We start from the raw sequence: 26,768 nt of genomic DNA on the forward strand, positions 1-26,768 counted from the left end.
GGATCAGAATGTAAGCGCCGCCGCAGGGGCGACGAAGCCGGGCAGCCGCCGCGCCGGCCAGAGGCGCACGGCGAGCGGTCCCGGCACGGTGACAGGCGGCAGCGGGGCGCAGCCGGCGGCGCCGAGCCAGCCGGCCAGCGCCGCATCATCGAAACCAGGCCAGCGATGGACGTGGCGTTCGAGCAGCTCCGCCCGTTCATGCGACACCAGGTCAGCCACCACCAGCAGCCCCTCCGGCCGCAGCACGCGGGCAGCCTCGGCCAGCGCCGCGGCGGGGTCCTCGGCGTAGTGCAGCACCATCTGCAAGGCGACCACGTCGAAGCCGGCATCCGGCAGCGGCAGCCGGTACATATCGGCCTGGCGCACCGTGCAGCGGCCAGCCAGGCCGCGCTCCGCCAGCCGCGCCCGGGCCAGCGCCAGCATGTCGCGGCTGGCGTCGATGCCGAGCGCCCGGCCGGTCCGGTCGGCCGCCAGTTCCAGCAGGCGGCCGGTGCCGGTGCCGATGTCGAGGAAATGCGGGATCTCCGGCGGCAGCAGACCAAGGATCGCCTGCTCGATCGCGTCGGCCGGCAGGCCCAAGGCGCGGACCTCGTCCCAATCGGCGCCGTCGCGACGAAACGCCTCGGACGCCTCGCGCGCCCGCTCGGCGGCCAGCCGCACCGCGGCACGGCGGTCGGCGGCGAGCAGCGGATCGTCCTCGGGCAGCCGGGCGAGGACCAGCCGTGCCACCTCCGCATCGGCGGGAAGCTGGAAATAGGCGTTGGCACCCTCCGGCACCCGGTCCAGCAACCCGGCCTCGACCAGCAGCTTCAGATGGCGCGACAGGCGGGGTTGGGATTGGCCGAGCACGGCACAGAGGTCGGAGACACAGAAGGCCCCGCGAGCGCAGAGCGCCAGCAGGCGGAGCCGGGTCGGTTCGGCGGCGGCGCGCAACTGGGCCAGCAACTCATCCATCGGGCTGGATATCACATAAAGACATCCTTATGTCTAGTATCAAGCTTGGAATTTGCAGATGGCCTGGACCCTGGATGCCCGCATTCCGTTGATTCTGGTCGAAGACCCAGCAGCGCTGGCCGCGGCGCTGGCGGCTGGGCCGCCGGCTGCGGTACTCGGCGTGCTCCCTTCAGGGCAGGCCAGGGCAGTGGTGGCGGAGGGTTTCGACCCGTCCACACCGCATGCGCCGGCCTGCGCCTGCTGCCAAGGCCGCCCATCCGCGGCGGTGGCGCTGGACCGGCTGTTCCAGGCCCGGGTGCGCGGCCAATGCCCCTGGTTCGAGCGGGTGGTGGCCCTGGCCGACACCGCTGCCAGCCGCGCCGCTGTGGCGACGGCGCTCGACCAGGATGCGGTGACGGCAGCCCGCTTCAGGTGGGCAGCAGGTGAGGCTCGGTAGCGCCCGGCTTAGCCGGCGCCATGCAGCGCCGCCGCTGCCGCCCGCCGCGGCCGCCACCACAGGCCGAGGCCGAGCAGCCCTGCCGCGCTCAAGCCGGTGATGGCCCAGCCCGCCCATTCCCAGGGCGTCACCCCGGCCTCGATGCGGATGCCGCGCGCCGGGTGGTCCACCACCACCTCCAGGAACCCATCCGCCCGGGCGCGCACCGGCAATATCTGGCCGGCGGCGTCGCGGGCCTGCCAGCCAGGAAAGTGGAACTGCGGCAGAGCGAATGTCACCGTCGCCTCGGGCACCAGAAAGCCGGCCGGCAGCGGCGTTGTGCCGGGGGGCGGAACCGGGCGGGGATGTGGCTCCGGTCCGGTCGAGGTCTCGGTGCCGTCGAACAGAGAACGCCAGCCGGCGGCGACCGCCGTTGCCGGCAGATGCTCGGGCGAGGCGCCGCGCGGCGATGAGAGCGCCCGCGCCAACCGCTCCTCCGCCGGCAGGAAGCGCGGCCAGCCGGGGTTGCCGAACTGGGTCACCGCCAGCAGGTACAGCGGCGCCAGCGCCGCGCCCAGCAGCCCCAGGGCCAGAACGCCCCGCCGCGCCCAGGCGCCGCCCGCGGCCAGCGCCAGCGCCGCCAGCCCAGCCAGGGCCGGGGTCAGCAGCCCGGCGGCGCGCCAGGGAAACTCGATGGAGCGCAGCTGCGGCAGCAGCAGCCAGAGCGGCAAGCTCACCACCGTCATCAACGCCGCCGCAGCCAGCAGCAGCAGCATCGACCCACGCCGCAACGGCGAGACAGCGGGCGCCTGCCAGCGGAAGAACACCGCCGCGGTCACGGTCAGCGCGGATGCGATCCAGACGGTGAGGATGAACTGCACCCAGGTGATGGTGCCGCGCAGCGCACTCCAGCCCAGCAGGCTGCGTTCCCAGGTGCCGTCGTCCAGCCCCTCGAAATTCGCCTGACGCAACAGCCCGGCGGCCGGCAGCAAGTAGCAGGCGGCCAAGCCCGCGCCGGCGGCACCACCCGCGACGGTGCGCAGCGCAGCGCGCGGGCCCGCATAGGCCCAGGCATAGAGCGGCGCGACATGGGCCACCAGGGCGGTGGTCGGCAGGTGGGTCAGCGCCAGCGCGGCGAAGCCGAGGGCGAGGCCGGGCAGGCCACGGCCGTCGCGGTGCTCGGCGGCGCGCTCGATGGCGATCAGCAGGAAGGGCAGCATTGCCGATCCGGCAAGCTCGGCATGGGCGAAGCGCATCCAGGGGTTGATCACCGCCGCATAGGGCAGCAGCGCCGCCAGCGCCGCCGCCGCCAGCGCCACCGCCGGCGCGACATGCCGCCGCAGCCAAAGGTAGCAGCCGAGCAGGAAACCAAGGCGCCAGAGCATGACCGCCAGCGCCAGCGTATCGGCCACGCTGAGCCCGCTGAGGCGCTTCAGCAACGCCGCCGCCCAATAGGCCAGCGGCGGATAGGTGTAGAAGGTGTAGCCGCCGAGGCCCCAATGCGTCTCCGGCACCCAGCGCGGCCACCACCGCCCCGCGGCGATGCCGCTGTCCATCCAGTGCAGCGCGGTCAGCGCGAAATTCGCGTCATGCCCGAAGTTGCGGCCGTACACCGGCACACCGAGCAGCGGCGTCAGCGCCGCCGTCGCCACCACCAGCGCCGCCAGCAGCCAGGCCAGCCCGGCGTTGGTCAGGCGCAAGCCGCTCATGTCCGCGTGCCGAGCCGCATCAGGCCGCGCGTGAGCCAGAGTAGCAATGCCAGGTCCAGTATGTGCAATGCGACGGTGTAGCGAACATGCCCGGCCTCGAAGGCCGAGGTGGCCAGCAGACTGGCATGCACCACCAGCGCCATGCCCAGCATCAGCACCTCCACCGGGCTGGCCCGCCGGCGCAGCGCCCGCCAGCCCAGCACCGGGATCAGCACCGCCGCCGCCAGCGTGCCGAGCACCGAAACCCCGATGAGCGGGATCAGCCCGAAGACGGGCAGGTCGAAGCGTTCCAGCCCCCAGCAGGTGTCGAGCTCACGGCAGAAGCGAAACACGCTCCAATCCGCCGGCACGGTTGTCGCCCAGGCTGGCCAGTAGGCCGGATGGATCACGAGCGAGAGCCAGTCATTCGCCCACATCCGCGCATAGCCCCAGGGATGCGCCATCACCAGCTCGCGGGCCAGATACATGGCCAGCTTGCCCTTCTCGCGGAGGTCGGCGGCGCGCCATTCCGGCCAGAAGGCGTCGGCAGCCATCCAGAACACCGGGAAGCGGACGTCGCCGGAAACCTGAACCTGCGCCCGCAGCCGGGCGGCGAGGTCGGGCTGGGCAGCGATCAGCCGGCGGCTGTCGGCCGCGGCCTCCTCGGTGAAGCCGACCGGCAGCGGCAGGCGCCGTGCATCCTCCGGCTCGATCAGCACCAGGGCCTTGCCAAGCAGCGACACCCCGGCCCAGGAGCCGATCTCGAAATGCCCGTGCCGCAACGCCGTCCAGCCCATGCCGACGAGCAGCACGCCGACCGCCACTATCCCAGCGAGTGCACCGCGCTGCAGCGCAAGCCACAACCGCAGCCGTGGATCGAGGGCCGCGACGATCGCTGGCAGCGGTAGGAAGGCCATGCCGGTGCTGCGGGTCAGGGTAGCCAAACCGAAGCAGCCGGCCGCGATCAGCAGTGCCGCAACCTGCCCACGCCGGACGAAGCGGCACAGCATGGCGAGGCCGAGTAGCACGGTGACAAGGAACACTGCCTCGGTCAGCAGGTACTTCGGCGAGTCATGCACCGCCGTGTGCACCAGCACGAGGAACACCGTCGCCAGCCCGATGAGCGGGCTGCGCAGCAGCCGGCCAAACTCGACGGCGAAGACCGCCAGGGCCGCGCCGAGCAGCACTAGCTGCGCCAGCGGCAGGTATTCGAGCCCGCCGGTGATGAACCGGTAGCTCTCCAGCAGCCAGCCGTAGAACGGTGGGCGGAAGGCCGCCTGCTGGAGGTAGGCGGCGCTGTCGCCGGTGGCGCCTGGCAGCAGCGGCAGCTTGCGCGCCATGCGCCCGGCCAGCAGCACTGTCAGCAGCACCGGCGGCCAGACGAACCACGCATCCGCATGGCGCGTACGGAGCAGAAATTGCATGAGGGTAAGCGGAAGATGGCGCGCCGGCCGCTGGCCCAGCCCTGTCAGCACATCCATTGCAGCGCCAGCACCTTCATTGCAGCAGCGTCCACGCTTCCCGATCCCGATTCCAACCGGATCACGGAACGATCAGCGCGGCCAGTGAACGCGAGCCGCTGCGGCGCCGCAACCTGTGGTCACGGGTGTCACGCAGATGTTTTGTTTGTGCCCTGGGATGGTTGCGGCATTTGCGCACATCGCTGCATTGCGACTTCGGCCGCAAGCCGCTCGCAACTAGCATCGCGCCGCGCGAGGACGGAACCCACGCATGGATGATGGTGGCCGCATGGTCGGCGAAATGACGGCTCTTGGCCGGCGGCAATTGCCTCGCGACGAGCCGCCACGGTGCCCCGCGCCGCAGCTTTCGGTGGTGGTCCCGGTGTATGACGAGGAGGCGGTGATCAACCGCTTCCACACCAGGCTTGCGGCGGTGATGGATGGCCTGGGCCTGACATGGGAAGCGGTCTATGTCGACGACGGCTCACGCGACCGCAGCCTCCTGGTGCTCGAGGCATTGCGGATGATCCAGCCGGAAGTGGCAGTGGTCAGCCTCAGCCGGAATTTCGGCAAGGAGGCGGCATTGACAGCCGGACTCGATCACGCACAAGCCAGCGGTGCGCTGATCGTCATTGATGTCGATCTGCAGGATCCGCCGGAGGTGATCCCGGAGTTGGTCGCCGGCTGGCGGGAAGGCTTCGACATGGTCTATGCCCAGCGCCGCAGCCGGGCCGGCGAGACCTGGATGAAGAAGACGACGGCGCATGCTTTCTACCGGCTGATGGGTCGCGTTGGCGGCCCGGTGCGCTTGCCGCCTGATGTCGGCGACTTCCGGTTGATGAGCCGTCGCGCCGTGGATGCGCTGCTGCAGTTGCGCGAGCGGCACCGTTTTATGAAGGGACTGTTTGCCTGGGTCGGATTTCCAGCCAAGGCGGTACTCTACGACCGCGCGCCCCGCGCCGCCGGAAGGACGAAGTGGAATTACGGCAGGCTCTTCAACCTTTCCGTGGAAGGCATCACCAGCTTCACCACTCTGCCGCTGCGGCTGGCGACCTGGCTCGGCCTCGCCACCGCTGCGGTGGCGCTGATCTATGGCGGTGAGGTTGCGGTGAAGGCATTGGTCTATGGCAATCCGGTGCCGGGCTATCCAAGCCTGATGACAGTCGTGCTCTTCCTCGGCGGCGTGCAGCTGATAACACTCGGCGTCATCGGCGAGTATCTCGGCCGGATCTTCAACGAAACCAAGGGCAGGCCACTCTACATCGTCGGCCGGCACCTGCCGAGCGCGGCGCCGGGACCGGTCGCCGCCGAGCCGTTGTCCAGCCGCGCCGGGTCCTGAACGCTCCCCGCAACGGCCCTACCAGCGCACCAGCACCACCATGGGATGGCTTTGGTCGATCTCGTCCGGCGGCCGCGGCGCGCCGAGCGCGTAGCCAGCATGGTCCCGCCAGTCGGTCGAACGCAGCAGCAGCCAGACGCGGCGCCCCTGCCGGGCCTGCTCGATAAGCGCTTCGGTCGAGGCCGCGACCGGGGTCTGCACATGGTCCGGCTGATAGAGGTCGGGTGGACGCCGCTTTGGCTCCCAGCGGAACAGCTCGCGGCCATTGTTGTGGAAGCTGCCCTCGGCGTAATGCAACATCGGCAGCAGGCTGGTGTCCGGGCCGATCACCACCATGTCCTGCGCGCCAAGCTGCGGCAGCAGCTCCGCCATCAGCCCGCGCCAGTCCTCCTTTTCCGCCAGCACCCGCACATAGGTGCCGTTCAGCCCGATGGCGATGCAGGCAGCGAGCATCAGGGCAAAGCCGCCCCGCAGCCATATCGGTGCCGCGGACGCCAAGGCCATGCCGGCGAGCAGGCTGAGCGGCACACCGATCCAGATGGTCATGCGCGGAATGAGAAAGGGGCTGATGAAGCTCAGCCCGATGCAGGCGGCGAGGAACAGCGCCGGGATGCCCATCAGCAGCAAGGCTCGGGTCCGGCCGAGGCGGAGCCAGGGCAGATGTGCCAGCAACAACCCGCAGGCCGGAAGCGCCAGCAGGACGGACAGCCGGAGCAGCCGCTGCGGCGTCACCGGATCGACGAAATGCTGCGAGAACAGATTCAGTAGGCTGGTCAGGTTGGGCGGCTGGATCCAGTTCAGGTCATGCCGCCCGGTCTGCACGTAGATTGCCCAGAGCTGCAGCCCCGACAGCACCGCCACCGCTGCGGTGGCCAGCGCAAATCGCAGCAGCGCAGGACGCAGCCTGGCATCGCGCAGCAACAGCACCCCGCCCGCCAGGGTGAGCGCAGCCACGGTGAATACGGACGTGGCGTGCAGGTAGATCAGCACGACCTCACCAGTCGCAAACAGCACCAGGGACGGCCAGCGGTCGGTACGGTCGCCAGCGCGAGCCGCCCGCAGGAAGCGCAGCAGGCCAAGCAGCGCGAGCGCGAAAGCGAGCGGCAGCAGGGCATAGACCCGGGCCTCCTGCGCATAGGCGATCTGCATCGGCAAGATCGCGAAGATCGCGGCCGCCGCCAGCGCTGCGGCCGGCGTCGCCACCTCCAGCCCCAGCAGGAAGACCAGCGGAATTGTCGCGGTGGAGGCAACCACGGAGAACAGCCGCAGGGCCCAGTCCCCGGTGCCGCCGATCATCGCCCAGAATTTCAGCAGCATGTAGTAGAGTGGCGGCGTGGTCTCGATGAACAGCCCGGCGGTCCACAAATAGTAAAGGCTGCGGTGGGGCCAGTAGGCCGAGAACGCCTCATCCGCCCAGAGCGAGGTGGCGTCCAGCCGTAGCAGCCGAAGCGCCAAGCCAAAGCCGGTGATCGCCAGTACCGCAGCCGTCACCGTCACCGCATGACGCGTCTGTCCCAGCGGTTGACCAAACACTCCTGCCACAGCACCGGGGCGAAACGGTTCGTACATGCGACATTCCGAAACGGTTGTGCGCCGCGATAACGGCACACGTACCCGGAACGCGACTCCTGTTGCCGGTCACAAAGTTCGTGAGTAACTCACGCTTCCTTGAGCGCCGGAGGCAACCGCAACCCGAGCGCAATTGCCACCGTCACCGTATAGACAACCGCGCCGCAGCCCGCGGTTGCCAACAGGGTGAAGACGGTGCCGAGTGGCGCCGCCTCCGCCGCCACCCAGCCGGCAACCGCCGTCATGCCAAGGGTTCCCAGCAACGGTGCCAGCAGCCGACCGGCCAGCCAGCGCGCCGGACGGTGCAGCGCCCGCAGCGCCAGCAACATCTGCACCGGTGACCCCGCCAGGCTGCCGCCGATCCAGCACAGCGCCGCGCCAGTGGGGTCTTGCGGCTGCAGCACCACCAGCACCAGCAGCGGCACGGTGAAGGCGAGCAATTGCAGCAGCAGGTTGATCCGGGTCCGGCCGAGCGCCAGCCACAGCGCCGGTGCCGGGCCGACCAGGAAGGCCGGGATGGCTGCCAGCGCCACCAGCCGCGCCGGCTCCGCCGCCGCCATCCACGCCTCGCCCATCAGCAGCGCGACGAGCTGCGGCGCGGTGATCGCCAGCCCGACGGCGACGGGCAGGCCGATCAGCGCCTGCAGCTGCGCCAGATCGCCATAGGCTTCGGCCAGCGCCGCGCGGTCGTGCTGCAACGCCGCCAGACGCGGCATCGCCAAGCGGGAGATGGCGCCGGAGACCACGGCCATCGCCACATCCAGCAGCCGGAAGGCGATGTGCGTCACCGCCACCACCGCTTCCGCCACCACCATGCCAAGGCCGATGATGAAGATCCGGTACCGTCCGTTTAGCACCAGCAGCGCCAGGATCTGCGGCCCGGCTATCGGCCATAGCTCGGCCAACGCCGCACGCCGCAGGATGAAGGCAGGGCGCCAGTCGGCAGTGACCGCCAGCAGCAGGAATACCGACAGCGTCGCCACCGCCTGTTGCACCACCATCGCCCAGGCCCCCCAGCCGGCCAGCGCCGCCAGCACCCCGGCGCCGACCGCCAGCGGCTGGCACAGCAGCACCCGCATCGCCAGCACCCGGTAGCGGCGGGCCCGCAGCGCCAGCGCCGCCAGCAGGCCTGCGGCGGCGGAACACGGCAGCAGCGGCGCCAGCGCCTGCACCATCGGGGTCAGTGCGGCAATGCCAGTGGCCTCGGCGATCCAGGGCGCGAGTGCCGCCAGCCCGACCATTGCCAGCAGCGCCACCAGCACCGTTGTCCAAAGCGCGGAGGCCCGATGGTCTTCCTCAAGCGCCCGGCGCTGCAGCAGCGCATCGCCGAACAGTGCGGCGATCGGGAAGTCGACGGTGAGGAACACGCTGGCGGCAATGGCGCCGGTGCCCGCTTCATGCGGTCCAATCAGCCGGGCGATGAACAGCAGTCCGAACATCGCCACCACTGCGGCACCGAGCGTCTCCACCGCCACCCAGGCCGGGGAGGCGGAGGAGGGAATTCGCAGCCATGCCATGTCAGGTGACCGCATACGCTCGGCGCCGGCGACGGCCGGCCGAGACTTGGGACGCGAGCCATATCGCCGGCACCTCGGCCAGCCGCCAGGCGGTGGCGGCGACCAGCAGCGATGCAACCGCCACGGAGCCGCCGAGGATGAAGAACAGCATCACCCAGCTCTGGCCGGAGATGAACAGGTTGGGCGGCGTGCCGTCCAGCAACTGCCGCTGCCAGCCCGTCAGCTCCGGCCGCAGGCAAAACTTCCGGCAGAGGAAGGTCAGCCGCCCTTCCGTCAGCGACGGCGGGAGCATTATCGCGCCTCCGGCAACATCTCGAGGATGGCGCCGCGCGGCAGTCTCGGCGCCAGTTCGGCCAGCGCGGTGCGGATCGGCGCCTCCTCCTCCGGTGCGGTGGCGTAGAAGGTGACGACCGGACCTACCACGGTGACGACCCGCGCCCGCAGCCGCAGTTTGGCCACCGGCTGCCAGGACGGCGGCGGCAACGGCAGGGCATTGTCGTACAGCATGGCGACACCGACCCCCTGGCGGGCCGCCAGCGTCTCCATCCAGCCGGTGCTGCCGGGGTTCGCCGCGCCACGCCGTGCTTCCTCCGAGCCGAGGCCGGACAGTTCCAGCATGTAATAGGGGTTGTCGAAATTCACCCAGCCCGGGTGGTTGGCGGCGTAGGGTCGCCGCCAATGGTCGACGACGAAGCGGTGCAGCTGCAGCTGCTGGTCATGGACGTTGCCGGCAGCGGAGATCGCATCCACCGTACGGAACACGTAGCCGGAGAAGAGCACCAGCAGCGCGACGCAGACGCCGAGGCAGCGGCGCCAATCCATGCGCCGCAGGAAGCCGTTGACCTCCGGCTGCCAGGCGACCAGCGCGGAGCAGGCACCGAGCAGCAGCACATAGACCTCGTAACGCGAGAAGGAGGACAGGCTGCCGCCGAACATCTGGGCCAGGGCAATGACCGCAAAGAAGCCGACCGCTACCGGCTTGGTCCAGGCGCGCTCACCGAAGCGCGACGGGATGGCGCCGCGCGCCATGCCCCAGACCGTGACCACCACCAGCAGCAGGATATGCGTGCCGCCATAGGCCATGATGTTGCTGCGGAACGCACTATAGATGGCGCGCACAAGCTCCACCGGACCGACCTGCGCCAGGCCGATGCCGCTGCTGGCGACCTCGGAGCGCGACAGCACCGAGCTCGGCAGGAAGGGCAGCCCAAGGGTGTTCAGGAAGAGCCCGAAGCACAGGATGCCGAACGCACCGATGGCACCGGCCATCAGCGCATGGCGCCATTTGCCGAACAGCGCCAGCACCAGCATGTCGGCCGCCAGCGCCGCCGCCGCCTCGAAGCGGATGAGCGGCAGCAGGGCGATCGTCGCCAGCCACCACCAATCCGCCTGCCGCGTCCGGACGAAGCGCATCAGGCCAAGCAGGGAGGCGATGGTCAGCGCCGCATGCAGCGAATGTTCCAGCCCGGTAAAGGCAAGACCGACCAGGTTGAAGGCGAGCGTCGCCGCGACGGTCAGCAGCACGAGCTGCGGGGTCGAGATGCGCTCGACCTCGATGCCGGCCTCCTCGGCCACCGCATAGGCGAGGACAGCGGCGGCCAGGGTCGATGCCAGCGCCACCAGAAGCGCCGGGTACTGCCCCAGATGCAGCAGCGACAGCGCCGCCAGCAGGAAGGGGTAGAGGATCGAGGAGGATGGCGAGGCCGGCTCACCGGGATTGAGGCCGTAGCTGCCTTGCAGGATGTTCTGCGCGAGCGCCAGATGGGTGTAGGGCGCATCCAGCGTGTAGGCGAACTGCCCGCCGTTGCGCCACAGGATGCCAAGCAGCAGCACCAGCGCAACCCCCAGCACGCTGCCGAGAATTACCAAGCGCGGGTTGAACGCCGCCCTGTCGTATTGCGCGAGCGAGCCCGCATCGGGCTGCGGCAGCGAATCCATCCTACGCCTCCAGCAGCGCCACCGGTCCACTCCGGCGGCGGATTCAGATGTCGAGACGGTTGAAGATCCGCGTCGGCAGCAGGCGGATGATTCCCATCACGGGCCACCAGACGCGCGGCAGATAGACACTGCCAGCCCCCCGCTCCGCCCGCTGCCAAAGCGACCGGGCGAATGCCTGCGGCGTCGCCATGAAGGGCAGGCGCGGCAGTGGCCAAGTCATGGCAGTATCGATCGGCCCTGCCTTGACGCACAGCACCCGCGCGCCGGAGCGCGACAACCGCGCCGCATAGCCCTGCAGATAGGTCGCCAGCGCCGCCTTGGTGGCGCCATAGAGGTAGTTGCGCGGCCGGCCACGATCACCGGCGACCGAGCCGAGTGCCACGACCGTGCCGCCGCGCTGCGCCTCCAGCACCGGCGCCAGCGCCGCGAGCACCGAGGCCGCGCCGGTGAAATTCGCTTCCACCATCGCCGCGGCCGTGGCTGGGTCGCGGTCGGCCTCCGCCTGTTCGGGCATGACGCCGAAGGCGAGGAAGACGTTCAGCGTGCCGGTGCTGCGCGCCGCGCAATCGGCGATGAAACCGGCATGGCTGCCCAGGTCGCGGGCATCGAAGGCGACAGGTGTGGCGCTGACCCGATGGCGGATGGCAAGGTCGGCAGCCTGCCGCTCCAGATCCTCGGTGTCGCGCCCGGCGAGCAGCAGTGCGGCGCCATGCGATGCGGCCTGGTGCGCGAAGGCGCGTGCCACGGCTGAGGAGGCGCCGAGCACGAGCCAGGTGGCGGGCGGCATGGTGACACTCATCCGAGGCCGAACCGACGCGACATGCCGGAGGACAGCGCACCATCCGGATCGACCCGCGCTCGCACCGCCTGCAACCTGTGCGCTTCCGGATACATCTCGGCGAAGCCCTCGGCCGACAGCAGGCTGTCCTTCGCCAGGTAGATGCGACCGCCCGCATCGCGGGTGATGCGCTCCAGCGTTGCGAACAGCGCCGGACTTTCGGCCCGCGCCGGGATGTCGAGGGCCAGCGAATAGCCAGGCTTGCCGAAGGACAGGTAGCCCACCCCTTCCCGTCCCATCACCTTCAGCACGGCAAGAAAGGACGCGTTCCCGGATGCGGAAATGGTCTCCAGCAGCCGCCGCAGCGCCATCTCGCCAGGTCCGAAGGGCAGTACACATTGGAACTGATGGAAGCCGCGCTTGCCATACATGCGGTTCCAGCCGTGGATCGTATCCAGCGGGTAGAAGAAGCGCCGATAGGGCAGCACCTGCTGTCGCCCCTCCATCGGCGCGCGACGCCAGTAGAGTTCGTTGAAGGCACGCACCGTGGCGCCGTTCAGCAAGACCTCCGGCGCGTCGATGGGGAAGCTGCGGCTGCGTGGCGAGGGCTCGGCGACCGGCGATTCGCTTGGCTCCGCCACCTCCAGCACGCCGCGACCTAGCGTGGCGCCAGTGGCCAGCGCGTCGATCCAGCCAACCGAATAGCTGGCCTCCGCCGCCGCCGCGAAGCCGGCGAGGAAATGATCAAGGTCGGGCATGCGGGTCCGCCGCACCACCAGCGCATTCGAAGGCACCGGCACCAGCCGCAGGCAGACTGCGGTAATGATTCCGGTCAGCCCGATGCCGCCGATGGTGGCGCGGAACAGCTCGGGGTCCGATTCGGCGGAGACGCGCAAATGGCGGCTGTCCGGCAGCAGCAGCTCGAACCACGCGACATGCTCGCCGATACTGCCGGCAAGGTGATGGTTCTTGCCATGCACATCATTGGCCAGCGCACCGCCGAGGGTGACGAAGGCGGTGCCAGGTGAGACCGGCGCGACGAAACCGCGCGGCAGGAACACCGTCAGCAGGTCGGCGAAGGTGACACCGGGCTCTGCCACGACCAGCCCGGTTGCGGAGTCGAAATGCAGGATGCGGTCGAGCCGCTCGGTCAGCACCATCGCGCCGCCGGGATTGAGGCAGGCATCGCCATAGCTGCGACCCGCGCCACGCGCGAGCAGCGCACGCCCTTCCGGCACATCCAGCGCCGCCCAGAGTTCACGCATTCGTTCCGGCCGAGCGGCGATGCACGGCGCCGTCGTATTGCGGCCCCAGGGCTGCAGCGCGGCCTGCTTCCAGCCGCGGCCGCGCAGCGCCTCGGCCGGCACCGCCTCGGCTTCCGGTGCGCTCATGGTGTCGGGCATCGTCGTTCCCTGAGCTAAAGGGCAAGCATGATGGCAGCGGCAATCACCCCGCCAATGCCCCAGCTCCAGGGATCGCGCAATGCAAACACCACCGGATCCTCCCGCAGCAGCCGGCGATGGGCCAGCAGCCAGACCCGCATCAGCCACACCGCCAGCGCCGCCGGCGCGACATAGAGCCAGCCAGGCGTTTGGTAGAGCCGGGACGGCAACGCTTCATCGGCGACGAACAGGATCATGATCTGCAGCGCACCGATCGCCGCCGCAGCGCCGAAGCCGAGCGTCAGCGGCCAGTCCTCCACCTGCCACCCGCGCCGGCTGAGCGTACCGGGTGGGCCCTCCCGGGCCTCCATCAACTCACAGTGACGCTTGGCGAGAGCGAGGGAGGAGAAGAAGAAGGCGGCGAAGGCCATCAGCCAGGGCGAATAGGGCACGCCCGCCAGCTCGACGCCGAGCGCCAGCCGCAGGGTGAACAACCCGCCGATGGTCAGCGTGTCCAGCAGCGCGATGCGCTTCAGCTGGGCCGAATAGAGCAGCGAGACGCAGACATAGCAGATGAACCCCAGCAGCAGGGTGGTGCCGAGCAGCGCCGCCCCTGCGAAGCCGGTCAGGATCATGGCGATGGCGCCGGCCAGCGCGTGCAGCGGCGCGATCCGCCCGGCGGCGATCGGCCGGTTGCGCTTGGTGCGATGGGCGCGGTCCGAGGCGAGATCGGCCAGATCATTGATGAAATAGGTGCCGGAGGCGGTCAGCCCGAACAAGAGCATCCCGACGACGCAACGGAAAAGCGCGTCCGGATCATCCAGCCGGTGGCCGAGGATGAGCGGCACGAAGAGCAGCGCATTCTTCGACCATTGGTGCAGCCGCATGCCACGGACCCAGTCCCGCAGCGGCGTCGGCTCCGCCGGGAATTCGGCCAGCAGGTTCGGGTTGCGCTCACGCGCCTCGGCGGCGACCTCGGCACTGGCGTTGACCAGCACGATCTCCCGCGCCGCCTCGAACACCGGCAGGTCGTGGCGACTGTCGCCGGCATAGGCGAAGCCCTGGGGAAAACGGCGGCGAAGGAACTCGGCCTTGTTGCCACCAGCCAGGTTGCGGCTGCCGTCGCTGCCGGTGGCGCTGTCGAAAATCCCGACATGCGCGGCGACCGCATCGGCCACCGCCTGATCCGCCGCGGTCACCAGATGCAGGCGCCGGCCGGAGGCGCGTTCGGCGCGCAGCCATTCGACGAAATTCCAGCGCAGCGGCAAGGCCACGGCATTGCACGGCGCGACCAGGCTGACCTCGCGCTTGAACGCTGCCCTGCCCCGCGGCAACGCGCGCAACACCTTGGGCAGGGCGGCCGGTGCCCGCAGCAAGGCGGCAACCAGCCCTTCGTGCAATGTATCGGTCGCCAGAAGCGTCCCATCCAGGTCGACGGCGAGCGGCAGCAATTCGCCCGCCTCGGCGTGTTCTGCGCCTCTGCGCAAATCCTGCATCGTTCAAGGTATTCCCGCTGTTGGCGCGGAACCTCTCACCGTCATGCCGGCGGCGGTAGTGCCATTGGCGTGAAGGGCCAATCGTAGCGTGCACAGATTCGCGCAGCGCAGCAAATTCAATCCTTGGTTTAATTTAGGTTGCCTGATCTACGCTTATTGTTGCGCCTGCAATGGCCGGGAGACACGCAACGCAACGTGACCGCTGCGAAGGCGTGAAGGTTTCATCGTGAACTTCGCCTCGCGGCGGTGGACGTCTATTTTACGGCGAACACTTCTCCGCAGGAATCGAATGCAGCGAGACGATGCCGCCAACCCGGCCGTAACGAGGGAGCTTGCTCGAAACCCGATGGCTGAGACACGCCGAGCACTGCCCAGCGTGACCGCCTGCCTGGTGACGCACAACCGCCCGCACTACGTTCGGGACTGCCTGGAGAGCCTGCGGCGGCAGAGCGTAGGCACGGGCGCATTCGACATCATCGTGGTCGATAGTTGCGGCACGCCGTCCACGAATGCACGACTTCGCGAGCATGTCGAAGGCATGCCCAATGCGCGGCTGCTGCGGGTGGAACGCCCGGGCGCCAGCGCTGCCCGCAACCTCGGCGCCGAGGCCAGTACTGCCGATTTCATCGCCTACATCGACGACGACGGCCTCGCCGCCGGGGATTGGATCGAGCAGATCCAGCGTGTCGCGGCTGAGCACGATCCCTGGCCTGGCGTGATCGGCGGCCGCGTGCTGCCGGTATGGGAGAAGCCGCTGCCCGCCTGGTGGCCGGAGAGCCTGCGCGGTGTGCTCTCCATAATCGAATGGGAAGGGCGTGGCGAGTTCCGTACCCCGCAAGTGCCGCGGGGGCTGGAGCCCTATGGCGTGAACATGGTGGTGCAACGCAAGCCACTGCTCGAGATGGGCGGCTTCGCCGACCGGCTCGGCCGATTCGCCGGGCTGCTGCTGTCGGACGAGGATGTGCAGGTCGGCTGGAAGCTGCAGGATCTCGGGCTGCTCGCCTGGTATGATTCGCGGCTGCTGGTGCACCACCAGATCCAGGCCGGGCGGATGGCGCCGGAATGGCTGCTGAACCGGCTCTACTGGCAGGGCGCTTCCACCGTCGCGACGCGACGCATGCTGGGTGATGCGGCCTCGGTATGGCGCGAGCTGCCGCGGCGCCTGGTGGTGGAGTTGCTGACCGCGCCGGCCAGCTTGCTGCCGAACAGCAGCACCCGGCTGCTCGGCTTGCGCTGGCGCCTGGCCTATGCGCGCGGCTTCACCCGCATGGCGCTGGCCGGCGAGCAGCGCAAGCGGTATCTGCCGGGCCGTGTGCTGCAGGCGCTGCTGCGGCGCGATGCCGAGCCGATCATCCCGCATCTCGACATCGGCGCCCGCGCCGGCGTCGATGCGCCACGGAAACGGCGCTGATGCTGACGGTCTGCTTCGCCACCTACAACCGCGCGGCGATGCTGCCGCGCGTGCTGGGCGCCTTCACCGGCCTGCGGGCGCCACAAGGCGGCTGGCGGCTGCTGGTGGTGGACAATGGCAGCAGCGACAGCACCGCGGACATCGTCCAGGGCTTTGCAGACAGGCTGCCGCTGCACCTGCTTCGGCAGCCGCTGCCCGGCAAGAACCGCGCGCTGAACGCCGCCCTGCCCCATCTGGCCGGCGAACTCGCGGTATTCACCGATGATGATGTCCTGCCCGAGGCGGATTGGCTCATCCGGCTGCAGGATGCCGCGGCGGCGCATCCCGAGGCGACGCTGTTCGGCGGCACGGTGCAGCCGGTCTGGCCGGCCCCGGTGCCCGACTGGCTGAGCGAGCAGGCGGTCGAGTTCAGCGTGCTCTACGCGCAGAAGCAGCGGCCGAGCGGCCCCTGCGGGATCGAGGACATCTTCGGCCCCAACATGGCCATCCGCCGCGCCGTCTTCGAGGCCGGCACCCGCTTTGCCGAGCATGTCGGCCCGGATGCCACCAACCCGCTCTACGCCATGGGCAGCGAGACCGAGCTGCTGCGCCGGCTCGCCGCTGCCGGCCACCGCGGCTGGTTCGTCGCCGAGGCGCGAGTCGGCCACATCATCCGGCCAGAGCAGATGGAGGAGCGCTGGATCCTCGAGCGCGCCTATCGCTACGGCATCGGCGAGGGGCGCAACCATGCCGGCGCGCTGTCGCGGGGACCGCAGCTCGCCGGGCTGCCGGCGCCGCTGCTGCTGCGGCTGATCGCCTATCGCCTTGCGGCCAAGGGGTTGGCGGTGCTGCCCGCCTCGCCTCGCCGGCTGCGCATCCGCTACCGCGACCGCTGGCTTGCCGGGGTCGCCGCCGGGCGGCGCGCGGCGGGAGGTCCGCAGCTTTCCGCCTGATGGAGAAACCCGTGTATTCGTCCAGGCTTCCTGCCCAGACACTGCGGATCCCGAGCATTCGGGTCTCACTGCCGCTGGTGCTGGTACTGCTCTCCCTGCTCGGCTACCTGGCCGCGAAGAAGGTCACCTTCTTCATGGCGAACCGGTCGGAGCTGCATGGCTTCGCGCTGGTGGTGTTCTGCTGCGTCGCCGCCCTGCCCTTTACCGCGATCCGCTATGCCGACTTCCCGCGGCTGCTGCGCGTGGTGGTGCGCGGCATCGGCATCATCGTGCTGGTACAGGTGCTGTTCGATGCCTTTGGCCCGGTGCCGCCGGCGCCGAACATCGTGTTCGGCGAGGCGAACGCGCATGCGCTGTTCTTCCGCTGGGGCGCCTGCATCGGGGTCGCCGCCGGCATCGCCGCGATGTGGCGGCCGATCTTTCTGCTGCCGCTGTTCTACTACTACATCGCCTGGCGGCTGCTGATCGGCCCGCGCACCGGCATCTGGGTAACCGACACCGACTATCTGGCGATGCTGGATGCCGGTGCATTCGCCGTAATTGGCGGAATCCTCGCCATCACCGTCACCAGCGACTGGACCCTGCAGCGCCTGTCCTGGCTGCGCGCGATGCTGCAGGAGATGCCGGCCGCCGTGCTGCGGCAGAAGGCAGCCGGGCTGATTTGGGCCGTGGTAGTCGGCGCGCATCTCGGCAATTACTTCTGCTCCGGCGTCGCCAAGCTGATGGCCGGCGAGCACCAGCCCTGGACCTGGCTGCTGCAGAACCCGACCCAGACCGCGATCGTCATCGGGCTGGAACGCGGCGACAATCCGCTGGCGACCTTTCCGACCCTGCTGCAGTTCAGCTGGGACGCAATCTCGGAATTCGGCCTTGCCTTCAACTTCTTCGTCCTCGGCGCCCAGCTGCTGGCGCCGCTGGCGATCCTGCGCAAGCGCTGGCTGCTGTTCTTCACCCTGCTGTTCGATGTCTTCCACATCGGCGTCTACATGACGCTGGGCGCGCTCTTCCACTTCTGGATCGCCATCAACCTCATCGTCTACACCTCCGCCTGGCGGATGCCTGAGAACGCCATCACACCGATGATGAAGGCCGTCTGCGTGGCCACGGTGCTGTTCGGCCATACCGTCTTCTACACCAATTGGCTCGGCTGGCTGGATGGCGCCAAGCTTGCCAGCCCGCAGTTCTTCGCCCTGACCAAGGACGGTCGGGAGGTGTGGATGCCGGCGGTCTATTACGGCATCTACTCCTACACCATCGCCCAGGCGGCGACCTATGTACCGCCCGACCACTTCTCCTTCCGAATCGGCGGCAACAACAAGAACCTCACGGATTGGCAGGATGCGACGAGCTGCGGTCCGCGCGTGATGGCCCACCAGGCCACCGGATCAACGCTCGGCGCGGTGGAGCGGCTGGTGCGGGAGACACATGACTTCATGCTGCGCCATCCGGCGATCAAGGCGTGGAACCTCTATTACCTCTACCCGCACCATATGCAGCCGAACCCTGGTGTCTTCCGTGAGTTCAACCGGCTCAGCCTGGATGAGATCATCGGCTACAAGTACGTCGTCGAATCCGTCTGCCTGACGCTCCGCGACGGCCAGTTGCAGCGTGACGTGCGCAAGCGGGAGGAATTCACCTTCGATGTCCGTGCAAACCCGTGAACGCCCGGCCGCGGCCAAGCCCGGCACCGGCGAGATCTTCGTCGTCTATGACGGGATGTGTCCTTTCTGCACCCGCTACGTAATGCTGTACCGGATCCGCCAGCTGGCGGAAAAGGTGCACATGATCGACGCCCGCTCCGACCATCCGGTGGTGCGGGAGGTGCGCGCGCGCGGCCTCAGCCTCGAAAACGGCATGGCGGTGAAGTGGAACGGGCAGTTCTACCACGGCGCCGCGGCGCTGCATGTGCTGGCGCTGCTCGGCACCGACAGCGGCCTGTTCAACCGGCTGAACCGGCTGGTGTTCAGCCGGCCACGGCTCGGCCGGTTCCTCTACCCCGCCATGGTGGCCGGGCGGCGGCTGACCCTCAGGCTGCTCGGCCGGCCGCCGATCAGCGAATAAGGACTGCCGTTGCGATCTCAGCCCATTCCTGGCCGAGGGTGACGTCCGGGCGGCGGCGCCCGGCGCGGCGGTACCAGTAGTCGGCATTCGCCAGATCGCCCTCGCGCCGGTGCAGCAGCGCATGCACCCAGGCGCTGTCGGCGTCCTCGCCCTCCTGCGCCGCTTCATGCGCGGCATTCCAGTCGCCGCGCGCATCCCACCATAATGCGCGCAGCGCTGGCCCCAGCCCCGGCGGCGGGGCGGCATCGATGGTGGCGCTGTGCCTGAGCTCATCTGCAGTCATGAGCCGAGCCTGCCCCTGCTGGCGCGGCACGGCAAGCAACATCGCGCAACCTGGGCATTTCGTTGCCACGCCGGTGCCGCGCATGCTTGAACCGCGCCATGCATGTGCTGCTGATCGCCTGCCATCCCCGTCCCGACAGCTTCTCGCGCGCGCTGAGCGACACGGTCCGGGAAACGCTGACTGAGGCCGGCCATACCGTGGAGCTGCGTGACCTGCATGCCGAGGGCTTCGTGCCGGTGATGACGGCCGAGGAGCACGCCCTCTGCCACACCCCCGGCGCCAACGAGGCTGGCCTCGGCGGCCACGCCGCCGCGCTGCGCCGGGCGGAGGCGCTGGTGCTGGTCTACCCGACCTGGTGGTACGGCATGCCGGCGATGCTGAAGGGGTGGTTCGACCGGATCTGGCTGAACGGCATCGCCTTCCATCTTGGCGAGGGCGCGATCGAGCCCGGGCTGACAGGCCTCCGCCGCATCGCCGTGGTCACCACTTATGGCTCGCCGCCCTGGCTGCTGTGGTACATCGGCTGGCCGGATTACCGGCTGGTGCGGCGTGGCGTGCGTCGCCTCTGCGCCAAGGGCTGCCGGCTCGACTGGCTGTACCTGACGCGGATGGACCAGAGGGCGGCGCCGGAGCGGGAGCGCTTCATGCACCGTGTGCGGGCGCATTTCAGCCGCTGGCGTTAACCTGCCGCCACCGCCGCGCGCAATGCCTGCATCACCCGGCTCATCGCCGCTCCCCATGCCCCATGGCGCTTTCGTGCCAACGCCGCAGCAGCAGGTGCGACACCAAGCTGAGTGCCAGGAAGATGGCGATGCCGGTGACCGAGACCAGCACCAGCGCGGCGAACATGCGGGGAATCTGCAGCTGGTAGCCGGCTTCGAGGATGCGGTAGGCGAGCCCCGAGGCGCTGCCGCCGGTGCCGGCGACGAATTCCGCCACGATGGCGCCGATCAGCGCCAGCCCGCCGGAGATCCGCAGGCCGGAGAGGAAATAGGGCATCGCCGAGGGCAGCCGCAGCCGCCACAGCACCTGCCAGCGGCTGGCCCGGTACAGCCGGAACAGGTCGAGCAGGTTGTGGTCGGTGCTGTTCAGCCCGACCGTGGTGTTCGACAGGATCGGGAAGAAGGCGACGATCCAGGCGCAGATCAGCAGCGACAGCGTGATGTCATTCACCCAGATGATGATCAGCGGGGCGATGGCGACGATCGGCGTCACCTGCAGGATGACCGCATAGGGAAACAGCGACAGCTCGACCACGCGGGACTGCGCGAAGAGCACCGCCAGCAGCAGCCCCAGCGAGGCCGCCACCAGCAGCGCCAGGGCGGTGATCTTCAAGGTGACGAGGAGCGAGGCGCTGAGCGGCGTCCAATCCCGCACCAGTGTCTCGGCGATCAGCACCGGACCGGGCAGCACATAGGGCGGGATGTCGTGGACCCGCACCACCCATTCCCAGCCGCCCAGCACCAGCAGGCCGATGATGGTCGGCGCCAGGATACGCAGCCAGGCCTCGCCGGAAAGACCGAATGGCGGGCGGCGCGGCGGCGCCTCCTTTGCCTGGCCGCTCATCCGGCATGCACCGCCATGGCATGGCCGAGCGCCTGTGAAACCCCACGGCAATGCGCTGCATAAGCCGCGGAGGTGCGGAAGTCCTCGCCGCGCGGGTAGGCGGCATCGATCGGCAGATCGGCCTCGATCCGCCCCGGCCGCGCCGCCATCACCACGATGCGCCGGGCGAGATAGACGCTCTCGAACACCGAATGGGTCACGAACAGCACGGTGAAACGCTCCGCCTCCCATAGCCGCAGCAGGTCGTTGTTCAACCTGAACCGGGTGATCTCGTCGAGCGCCGCGAAGGGCTCGTCCATCATCAGCAGCCGGGGCCGGGTCACCAGGGCGCGGGCAATGGAGACGCGCATCCGCATGCCGCCCGAGAGCGCCCGCGGATAGGCGGCCTCGAAGCCCTTCAGTTCGACCCGCGCCAGCATCGCCGCGGCGCGCTCCGCCGCCTCCGCCCGGCCCATGCCGGCCAGTTCCAGCGGGAGGGCGACATTGGCGAGCGCCGTCGCCCAGGGCATCAGGGTCGGCTCCTGGAAGACGAAGCCGATATCCTTTGCGGCCGCTGCGCCGCCGGGCCAGAGGATGCTGCCGCCGGTCGGCGCGGCCAGCCCCGCCACCATCCGCAGCAGGGTGGATTTGCCGCAGCCCGAAGGCCCCAGCAGGGCGACGAAATCCCCGGCGTCGATGTCGAGATCGACCCCACGCACCGCCAGCGTGCCGGTGGCGTAGCGCTTGGCGACCGCGCGCAGCGAGACGAGCGGCGCCGCGCTCAAGGGCGGGCGACCCGGCGGGCCGGTGCCGGCCCGCGGTTGGTTTGGTGATGCTGCATGGGCTTCGACCGATGGCTGTCCGGGAAACGCTGCACCAGATCGGCCGGGACGTCGACCGCCTTGTTCGCCTTCCGGTTCAGCCAAAGGCCTCTTCGGCCAGCAGCAACACGCTGCGCGGCGCCACCGCCAGGCTCTCGCCCATCACGCCGCAGCGCATCGGATCGGCGCTGTCGGCCAGCAGGCGCCAGCGGAAGCCGGGGCGCGGTGGTGGCAGCACCAGCGCCGCGGTCTGCTCCGCCCCATGTAGCGCCACCGCCACCCGGTCCCCGGCGGCATGCAGCACCGCGACCAGGCTGCGCGCCTCCCCCCAATGCTCGGCCTGCTTCGACCTGCCATCCAGGTGGCGCCAGGCGACGTCAGGGATGCCGGTGGCATCCTGCGGCAGGCCGGTCAGCGGCCGGTCGGCGGTCAGCGCCGGATGTGCCAGCCGGGCCCGCACCAGCCGCGCGGTGAAGTCGCGCAGCACAGTGTCGATCCCGGCCCAATCGAACCAGGAGATGGCGTTGTCCTGGGCATAGGCGTTGTTGTTGCCATGCTGGCTGCGCCCTGCCTCATCGCCCATGCCCAGCATCGGCGTGCCGCGCGCCAGCAGCAGCGTCGCCAGCATCGCCCGCGCGTCGGCGGCGCGGCGGGCGCGGATGACCGGATCGTCGCTCGGCCCCTCGACCCCGCCGTTCCAGGAGTGGTTCTCCGGATGGCCGTCGCGCCCGGCCTCGCCATTCGCCTGGTTGCGGCGCTCGGCGTAGCTGACGAGATCGGCCAGGGTGAAGCCGTCATGCGCCGTGATGTAGTTCACGCTGTCCGACACGCGGCGGCCGGCACGGAAGATGTCGGCCGAGCCGGCGAGGCGCGTCGCCAGCTCCCCCGCCTGCCCGGGATCGCCACGCCAGAAGCGCCGCGCGGTGTCGCGGAAGCGGTCGTTCCACTCGCCCCAGCCGGCGGGGAATTCGCCGAGGCGATAGCCGCCCGGGCCGATGTCCCAGGGCTCGGCGATGATGATGCGGTCGCGCAGCAGCGGGTCCTGCCGCATCGCCGTCAGCAGCGGCGCCTGCGGATCGAAGCCGCTGTCGCGCCGCCCGAGCGTGACCCCGAGATCGAGCCGGAAGCCATCCACCCCGGCGTGCAGCACCCAATGCCGCATCGCATCCATGGCGAGCCACAGCGGCCAGGGCCGGTCCAGCGCCAGGGCATTGCCGGTGCCGGCGTCATTGGCATAGACGCCGCCCGGCAGCAGCCGATGGAAGGCGGCATCGGCCAGGCCGCGCAGCGACAGGGTCGGGCCCTCCGCATCGCTCTCCCCGGTGTGATTGAACACCACATCGAGGATGACGCCGATGCCGGCCTCCCGCAGCGCCTCCACCGCGGCCCGGATCTCCGCCATGCCGCCGGGGGCGAGGCGGGCGTCGGGCACCAGCAGCGCCACCGGGTTGTAGTTCCAGTAGTTGCCGAGGCCGAGCGGCGGCAGATGCCGCTCGTCGATGCCGGCGGCGAGCGGCATCACCTCCACATGGGTCACGCCGAGCGCCCGGAGATAGGCGATCGCCGCCGGATGCGCGAGCGCGGCGAAGGTGCCGCGGACCGGCTCAGGAATCGCTGGATGCAGCCGGGTGAAGCCACGGACGTGCAGCTCGTAGATCACCCGTGGGCCGGGCCTTGGCGGCGGCGGTGCGGGCGGCGGGACCTCAGCGACGACGATCGCCTTCGGGACGAGATGCGCCGTCTCGGCGCCGCGAAGGCAGAGCCGCGGGTCGAAGCGGAACGGCCGGTCCAGCGCCCGCGCCCAGGGGTCGACCAGCAGCTTGGCCGGGTCAAACCGCTGTCCCGCCTCCGGCGCCCAGGCGCCATGGGCCCGCAGCCCGTAGCGCGCACCGGGAGCAATGCCAGAGAAATACCCGTGCCAGACCTCGCCGCTGCGGGCCGGCAAAGGATAGCGGGCCAGCTCGGTATCGCCGGTGGCATCGAACAGGCAGAACTCAACCAACGTGGCGTCCGGCGCCACGACAGCGACATTCACCCCCGCCGCGTCGGCGGTAACGCCGGGCTGGGCCGGCGTACCCTCATTCAGATCAGGCATCCGTCGCGGCGAGCTCCTGGAACAGCGCGGCATAGCGCCGGGCGGAGCGGCGCCAGGACACATCGGTGGCCAGCGCATTGGCCTGGATGCGGCGCCAGGCGGCACGGTCGCGCCACAGCCCGATGCCGCGCTGGATGGTGGCGCCCAGCATCTCGGCCGTCACCGGGGCGAATTGCAGGCCGGTGCCGGCGCCGGCCGCCAGCGCCATTTCATTGGCGTCGATGACGGTATCGGCCAGGCCGCCGACCCGGGCGACCAGCGGTGGCGCGCCGTAGCGCAGGGCGCAGAGCTGGGCGAGGCCGCAGGGCTCGAATCGGGAGGGCACCAGCACCAGATCGGCGCCGCCGTAGCAGAACCGTGCCAGCGCCTCGTCGAAGGCGATCATCGTGCCGATGCGGCCGGGGTTGGCGGCGGTGGCACCCAGGCAGCGCGCCTCCAGCGCCGCATCGCCGGTGCCGAGGATGGCGAGCTGCGCGCCGTTGCCGAGGAGTGCCGGCAGCGCTTCCAGCACCAGATCCATGCCTTTCTGCCAGGCAAGACGGCCGACGAAGGCAAACAGCGGCGCATCGGGATCCGCCGCCAGCCCAAGCCGCCGCTGCAGGGCAGCCTTGTTCGCCGCCCGCGGCGCCGGGTCGGCGGCGGAGAAGCGGGCGGGCAGCCGGGCATCGGTGGCCGGGTTCCATTCCTCGGGGTCGAGGCCGTTGAGGATGCCATGCAGGCTGTCGCTACGGCCGCGCAGCAGACCATCGAGACCCATGCCGCCCTCCGGCGTACGGATCTCGGCGGCATAGGTCGGGGAGACGGTGGTGATCCGGTCGGCGAACCAGAGGCCGGATTTCAGGAAGCCGACGCTGCCGTAGTGCTCCAGGCCCGCCATTGCGAAGGCCGCCGGCGGCAGGCCTAGCCGAGGAAAGAACGTGGCGGGGAATTGTCCCTGGAAGGCCAAATTATGGATGGTGAAGACACTCGGCACGCGCGGCGCCGGGCCGTAGCGCAGATAGGCGCCGGCCAGCCCCGCCTGCCAGTCATGCGCATGGACCGCGGCGAAGCCCTCCGCCCGCGCCAGCAGCGCCGCGGCGGCGCCGAGACCAGCGAAGCGCAGCGCGTTGTCGCCCCATTCACTGCCATCGGGGGCAAGGTAGGGGTTGCCCGGGCGGGCGTAGAGATGCGGCGCGTCCAGCACCCGCAGCTCAAGCCCCTCGGCCCGCGCCGCCAGCACCCGGGCCGGGCCGCCGAACAGATCGGGCAGGCTCCGCACCGGCGCGGCCCCGCCGACCGCCTCCATCACCTTGGGGTAGCCGGGCAGCAGGGTGGTGACGGCGACCGCCTCCGCCGCCAGCGCCGCCGGCAGCGCGCCGACCACATCCGCCAATCCGCCGGTCTTAACCAGCGGATAGCATTCCGAGGCGACGGCGAGGACGCGGAGCGGCGCGGGCGGCATCAGCCCAGCCGGTCCAGCATCGGCTGGGTGATCAGGCAGATGCCCTTCTCGGTGCGGCGGAAGCGCCGCGCATCGGCCTTCGGATCCTCGCCCACCACCAGCCCCGGCGGGATGCGCACGCCGCGGTCGACGACCACATTGGTCAGCCGGGCCCCCTGCCCGACATCGACCTGCGGCAGCAGCACCGCGCCCTCGACCGCGGCGTAGGAATGCAGGTGCACATTGGAATGCAGCAGGGACCGCCGTGCCAGCGCGCCGGAGACGATGCAACCGCCCGAGACCAGGGAGGAGATGGCCTCGCCCCGCCGACCGTCCAGGTCATGCACGAATTTCGCCGGCGGGGTGATCTCGGCATAGGTCCAGATCGGCCAGTCACGGTCGAACAGGTCGAGGCCGGGGATGACATCGGTCAGGTCGATGCTGGCTTCCCAATAGGCATCCACCGTGCCGACATCGCGCCAATAGGGGTTCTCCTCCATCGAGGAGCGCACGCAGGACTGCTCGAACCGATGCGCCACGGCGTGGCCATGGGCGACGATCCAGGGAATGATGTCCTTGCCGAAATCGTGGCTCGACCGCGGGTCGGCGGCATCGCGCCGCAACTGCTCCAGCAGGTAGCGGGTCTCGAAGACGTAGATGCCCATGCTGGCCAGCGCCAGTTCCGGCCGGCCGGGAATGCCGGGCGGGTCGGCTGGCTTTTCGATGAAGTCGACGATGCGGCCGGCCGGGTCCACATGCATCACGCCGAAGCCGCTGGCGTCCAGCCGCGGCACCGCCATGCAACTGACCGTCACATCGGCCCCCTGGTCGACGTGCTGCCGCAGCATCTTCTCGTAGTCCATCTTGTAGATGTGGTCGCCGGCCAGCAGCACGATGTGGCGCGGCGCCAGATCCTCGACGATGTCGATGTTCTGGAACACCGCATCGGCGGTGCCGAGATACCAGTTCTGCTCCGAGACGCGCTGGCTGGCGGGCAGGATGTCGAAGCTCTCGTTGCGTTCCGGCCGGAGGAAGTTCCAGCCGCGCTGCAGGTGGCGGATCAGGCTGTGCGCCTTGTACTGGGTGGCGACGGCAACACGGCGGATGCCGGAGTTGATGGCGTTGGACAGGGCGAAGTCGATGATCCGCGACTTGCCGCCGAAGAACACCGCCGGCTTGGCGCGGCGATCGGTGAGTTCCATCAGCCGGCTGCCGCGACCGCCGGCCAGCACGAAGGCCATGGCGGTGCGGGCCAGCGGGGCAGGTGGCGCGACGCGTCTCTCAGGCATGGCTCATCCCCCGTCCGGCACCTGGCTACAGCAGCTTGCGTTCATATCTGAACGCTGCTCCGCTGTAGCCAGTTGTTTAGAGCGGCCTCACGCCTCTGGGCGATGCCACCCTGCGGCGATCCGCTCCGACGGCACCAGTCCTCCGGCGTCAGGACGATGGTGACGGGTGGCGGCGGTGCGATCCTGGCCGAGCAAGGCAGGCACCGCCTCCACGCCGCCCAGGTTACCGCCATTCGTTCCGCCATAGAATGCGGTATCGGTCATTGATATTTCGCGCCAGCATCCTGGCCGACAGGCCGGTGCGCGCCCCCCCCCGACGCGGCACCGAGGGAGGCTGCGGGGCACCGTGACCAGCGAGGCCGCCCCGTCGGAGCG

At 69.8% G+C, this 26,768-nt stretch carries 24 protein-coding genes; 7 read left to right on the forward strand and 17 right to left on the reverse strand.

Translation table 11 applies throughout. From position 1 onward, the window contains the following. Positions 1-3: 3 nt before the first annotated feature. Entirely contained in the window at positions 4-969 is a 966-nt protein-coding gene (locus tag H7965_RS05020; protein ID WP_315898679.1) for a metalloregulator ArsR/SmtB family transcription factor, read from the reverse strand. Positions 970-1,012: 43 nt separating this feature from the next. On the opposite strand from H7965_RS05020, the gene H7965_RS05025 reads away from it, so the two are divergent. Then, positions 1,013-1,390: a hypothetical protein gene (locus H7965_RS05025; protein ID WP_186769455.1), complete on the forward strand. Its 378-nt coding sequence runs from the start codon at positions 1,013-1,015 to the stop codon at positions 1,388-1,390. 8 nt (positions 1,391-1,398) lie between these two features. Here the strand turns inward: H7965_RS05025 and H7965_RS05030 are convergent, their stop codons facing one another. Continuing rightward, on the reverse strand, positions 1,399-3,078 hold the full coding sequence (locus H7965_RS05030) for a hypothetical protein (protein ID WP_186769456.1): 1,680 nt from the start codon (positions 3,076-3,078) through the stop codon (positions 1,399-1,401). Continuing rightward, on the reverse strand, positions 3,075-4,481 hold the full coding sequence (locus H7965_RS05035) for a glycosyltransferase family protein (protein WP_186769457.1): 1,407 nt from the start codon (positions 4,479-4,481) through the stop codon (positions 3,075-3,077). The genes H7965_RS05030 and H7965_RS05035 overlap by 4 nt, the downstream gene beginning before the upstream one ends. 307 nt (positions 4,482-4,788) lie before the next feature. Here H7965_RS05035 and H7965_RS05040 point away from each other — a divergent pair, with 307 nt between their 5' ends. Continuing rightward, entirely contained in the window at positions 4,789-5,856 is a 1,068-nt protein-coding gene (locus H7965_RS05040; RefSeq protein ID WP_315898680.1) for a glycosyltransferase family 2 protein, read from the forward strand. Between the two features lie 18 nt (positions 5,857-5,874). On the opposite strand, the gene H7965_RS05045 is transcribed toward H7965_RS05040, so the two are convergent. The 7 genes from H7965_RS05045 to H7965_RS05075 form a co-directional block, all read right to left on the reverse strand. After that, on the reverse strand, positions 5,875-7,425 hold the full coding sequence (locus H7965_RS05045; RefSeq protein ID WP_186769458.1) for a glycosyltransferase family 39 protein: 1,551 nt from the start codon (positions 7,423-7,425) through the stop codon (positions 5,875-5,877). Between the two features lie 89 nt (positions 7,426-7,514). Continuing rightward, complete coding sequence (locus tag H7965_RS05050) at positions 7,515-8,942, reverse strand: oligosaccharide flippase family protein (protein WP_186769459.1); 1,428 nt, start codon at positions 8,940-8,942, stop codon at positions 7,515-7,517. A gap of 1 nt (position 8,943) precedes the next feature. Then, entirely contained in the window at positions 8,944-9,234 is a 291-nt protein-coding gene (locus H7965_RS05055; RefSeq protein WP_186769460.1) for a hypothetical protein, read from the reverse strand. Then, positions 9,234-10,880, reverse strand: a complete 1,647-nt coding sequence (locus H7965_RS05060; RefSeq protein WP_186769461.1) for a hypothetical protein — start codon at positions 10,878-10,880, stop codon at positions 9,234-9,236. The genes H7965_RS05055 and H7965_RS05060 overlap by 1 nt, the downstream gene beginning before the upstream one ends. Positions 10,881-10,923: 43 nt before the next feature. Next, positions 10,924-11,667 carry an SDR family NAD(P)-dependent oxidoreductase gene (locus H7965_RS05065; protein WP_186769462.1) on the reverse strand — a complete coding sequence of 248 codons (744 nt, stop codon included), beginning with the start codon at positions 11,665-11,667 and terminating at the stop codon, positions 10,924-10,926. Between the two features lie 8 nt (positions 11,668-11,675). Further along, entirely contained in the window at positions 11,676-13,061 is a 1,386-nt protein-coding gene (locus H7965_RS05070; protein ID WP_186769463.1) for an FAD-binding protein, read from the reverse strand. Between the two features lie 14 nt (positions 13,062-13,075). Then, on the reverse strand, positions 13,076-14,536 hold the full coding sequence (locus H7965_RS05075) for a UbiA family prenyltransferase (protein WP_186769464.1): 1,461 nt from the start codon (positions 14,534-14,536) through the stop codon (positions 13,076-13,078). A gap of 346 nt (positions 14,537-14,882) precedes the next feature. On the opposite strand from H7965_RS05075, the gene H7965_RS05080 reads away from it, so the two are divergent. The 4 genes from H7965_RS05080 to H7965_RS05095 are packed head-to-tail and all read left to right on the forward strand — an operon-like array spanning position 14,883 to position 18,940. Continuing rightward, a complete protein-coding gene (locus tag H7965_RS05080; RefSeq protein WP_186769465.1) occupies positions 14,883-15,947 on the forward strand; it encodes a glycosyltransferase family 2 protein in 1,065 nt (354 codons plus the stop codon). Beyond that, positions 15,947-16,879, forward strand: a complete 933-nt coding sequence (locus H7965_RS05085; protein WP_186769466.1) for a glycosyltransferase — start codon at positions 15,947-15,949, stop codon at positions 16,877-16,879. Before H7965_RS05080 ends, H7965_RS05085 begins: the two co-directional genes overlap by 1 nt. A gap of 11 nt (positions 16,880-16,890) precedes the next feature. Beyond that, positions 16,891-18,540 (forward strand): hypothetical protein, encoded by a 1,650-nt coding sequence (locus H7965_RS05090; RefSeq protein WP_186769467.1) that lies wholly within the window; start codon positions 16,891-16,893, stop codon positions 18,538-18,540. Further along, positions 18,521-18,940, forward strand: coding sequence for a DCC1-like thiol-disulfide oxidoreductase family protein (locus H7965_RS05095; RefSeq protein ID WP_186769468.1), 420 nt, complete (start codon positions 18,521-18,523; stop codon positions 18,938-18,940). Before H7965_RS05090 ends, H7965_RS05095 begins: the two co-directional genes overlap by 20 nt. Here H7965_RS05095 and H7965_RS05100 read toward each other — a convergent pair. Beyond that, positions 18,930-19,223: a hypothetical protein gene (locus H7965_RS05100; protein ID WP_186769469.1), complete on the reverse strand. Its 294-nt coding sequence runs from the start codon at positions 19,221-19,223 to the stop codon at positions 18,930-18,932. The two genes, H7965_RS05095 and H7965_RS05100, sit on opposite strands and share 11 nt — an antisense overlap. Before the next feature lie 98 nt (positions 19,224-19,321). Here H7965_RS05100 and H7965_RS05105 point away from each other — a divergent pair, with 98 nt between their 5' ends. Beyond that, positions 19,322-19,906 carry an NAD(P)H-dependent oxidoreductase gene (locus H7965_RS05105; protein WP_186769470.1) on the forward strand — a complete coding sequence of 195 codons (585 nt, stop codon included), beginning with the start codon at positions 19,322-19,324 and terminating at the stop codon, positions 19,904-19,906. 40 nt (positions 19,907-19,946) lie between these two features. Here H7965_RS05105 and H7965_RS05110 read toward each other — a convergent pair whose 3' ends face one another. The 6 genes from H7965_RS05110 to H7965_RS05135 form a co-directional block, all read right to left on the reverse strand. Then, positions 19,947-20,789 carry an ABC transporter permease gene (locus H7965_RS05110; protein ID WP_186769471.1) on the reverse strand — a complete coding sequence of 281 codons (843 nt, stop codon included), beginning with the start codon at positions 20,787-20,789 and terminating at the stop codon, positions 19,947-19,949. Then, positions 20,786-21,553, reverse strand: coding sequence for an ABC transporter ATP-binding protein (locus H7965_RS05115; protein ID WP_186769472.1), 768 nt, complete (start codon positions 21,551-21,553; stop codon positions 20,786-20,788). Before H7965_RS05115 ends, H7965_RS05110 begins: the two co-directional genes overlap by 4 nt. A 133-nt stretch (positions 21,554-21,686) precedes the next feature. After that, positions 21,687-23,684: a glycogen debranching protein GlgX gene (gene glgX, locus H7965_RS05120; protein ID WP_186769473.1), complete on the reverse strand. Its 1,998-nt coding sequence runs from the start codon at positions 23,682-23,684 to the stop codon at positions 21,687-21,689. Further along, on the reverse strand, positions 23,677-25,125 hold the full coding sequence (gene glgA / locus H7965_RS05125; RefSeq protein ID WP_186769474.1) for a glycogen synthase GlgA: 1,449 nt from the start codon (positions 25,123-25,125) through the stop codon (positions 23,677-23,679). Before glgA ends, glgX begins: the two co-directional genes overlap by 8 nt. Then, complete coding sequence (glgC, locus tag H7965_RS05130) at positions 25,125-26,393, reverse strand: glucose-1-phosphate adenylyltransferase (RefSeq protein ID WP_186769475.1); 1,269 nt, start codon at positions 26,391-26,393, stop codon at positions 25,125-25,127. The genes glgA and glgC overlap by 1 nt, the downstream gene beginning before the upstream one ends. Before the next feature lie 87 nt (positions 26,394-26,480). Next, entirely contained in the window at positions 26,481-26,657 is a 177-nt protein-coding gene (locus H7965_RS05135; protein ID WP_186769476.1) for a hypothetical protein, read from the reverse strand. Between the last annotated feature and the right edge of the window lie 111 nt (positions 26,658-26,768).

It is taken from the genome of Siccirubricoccus deserti (assembly GCF_014283215.1).
Classification (GTDB): Bacteria; Pseudomonadota; Alphaproteobacteria; order Acetobacterales; family Acetobacteraceae; genus Siccirubricoccus; species Siccirubricoccus deserti.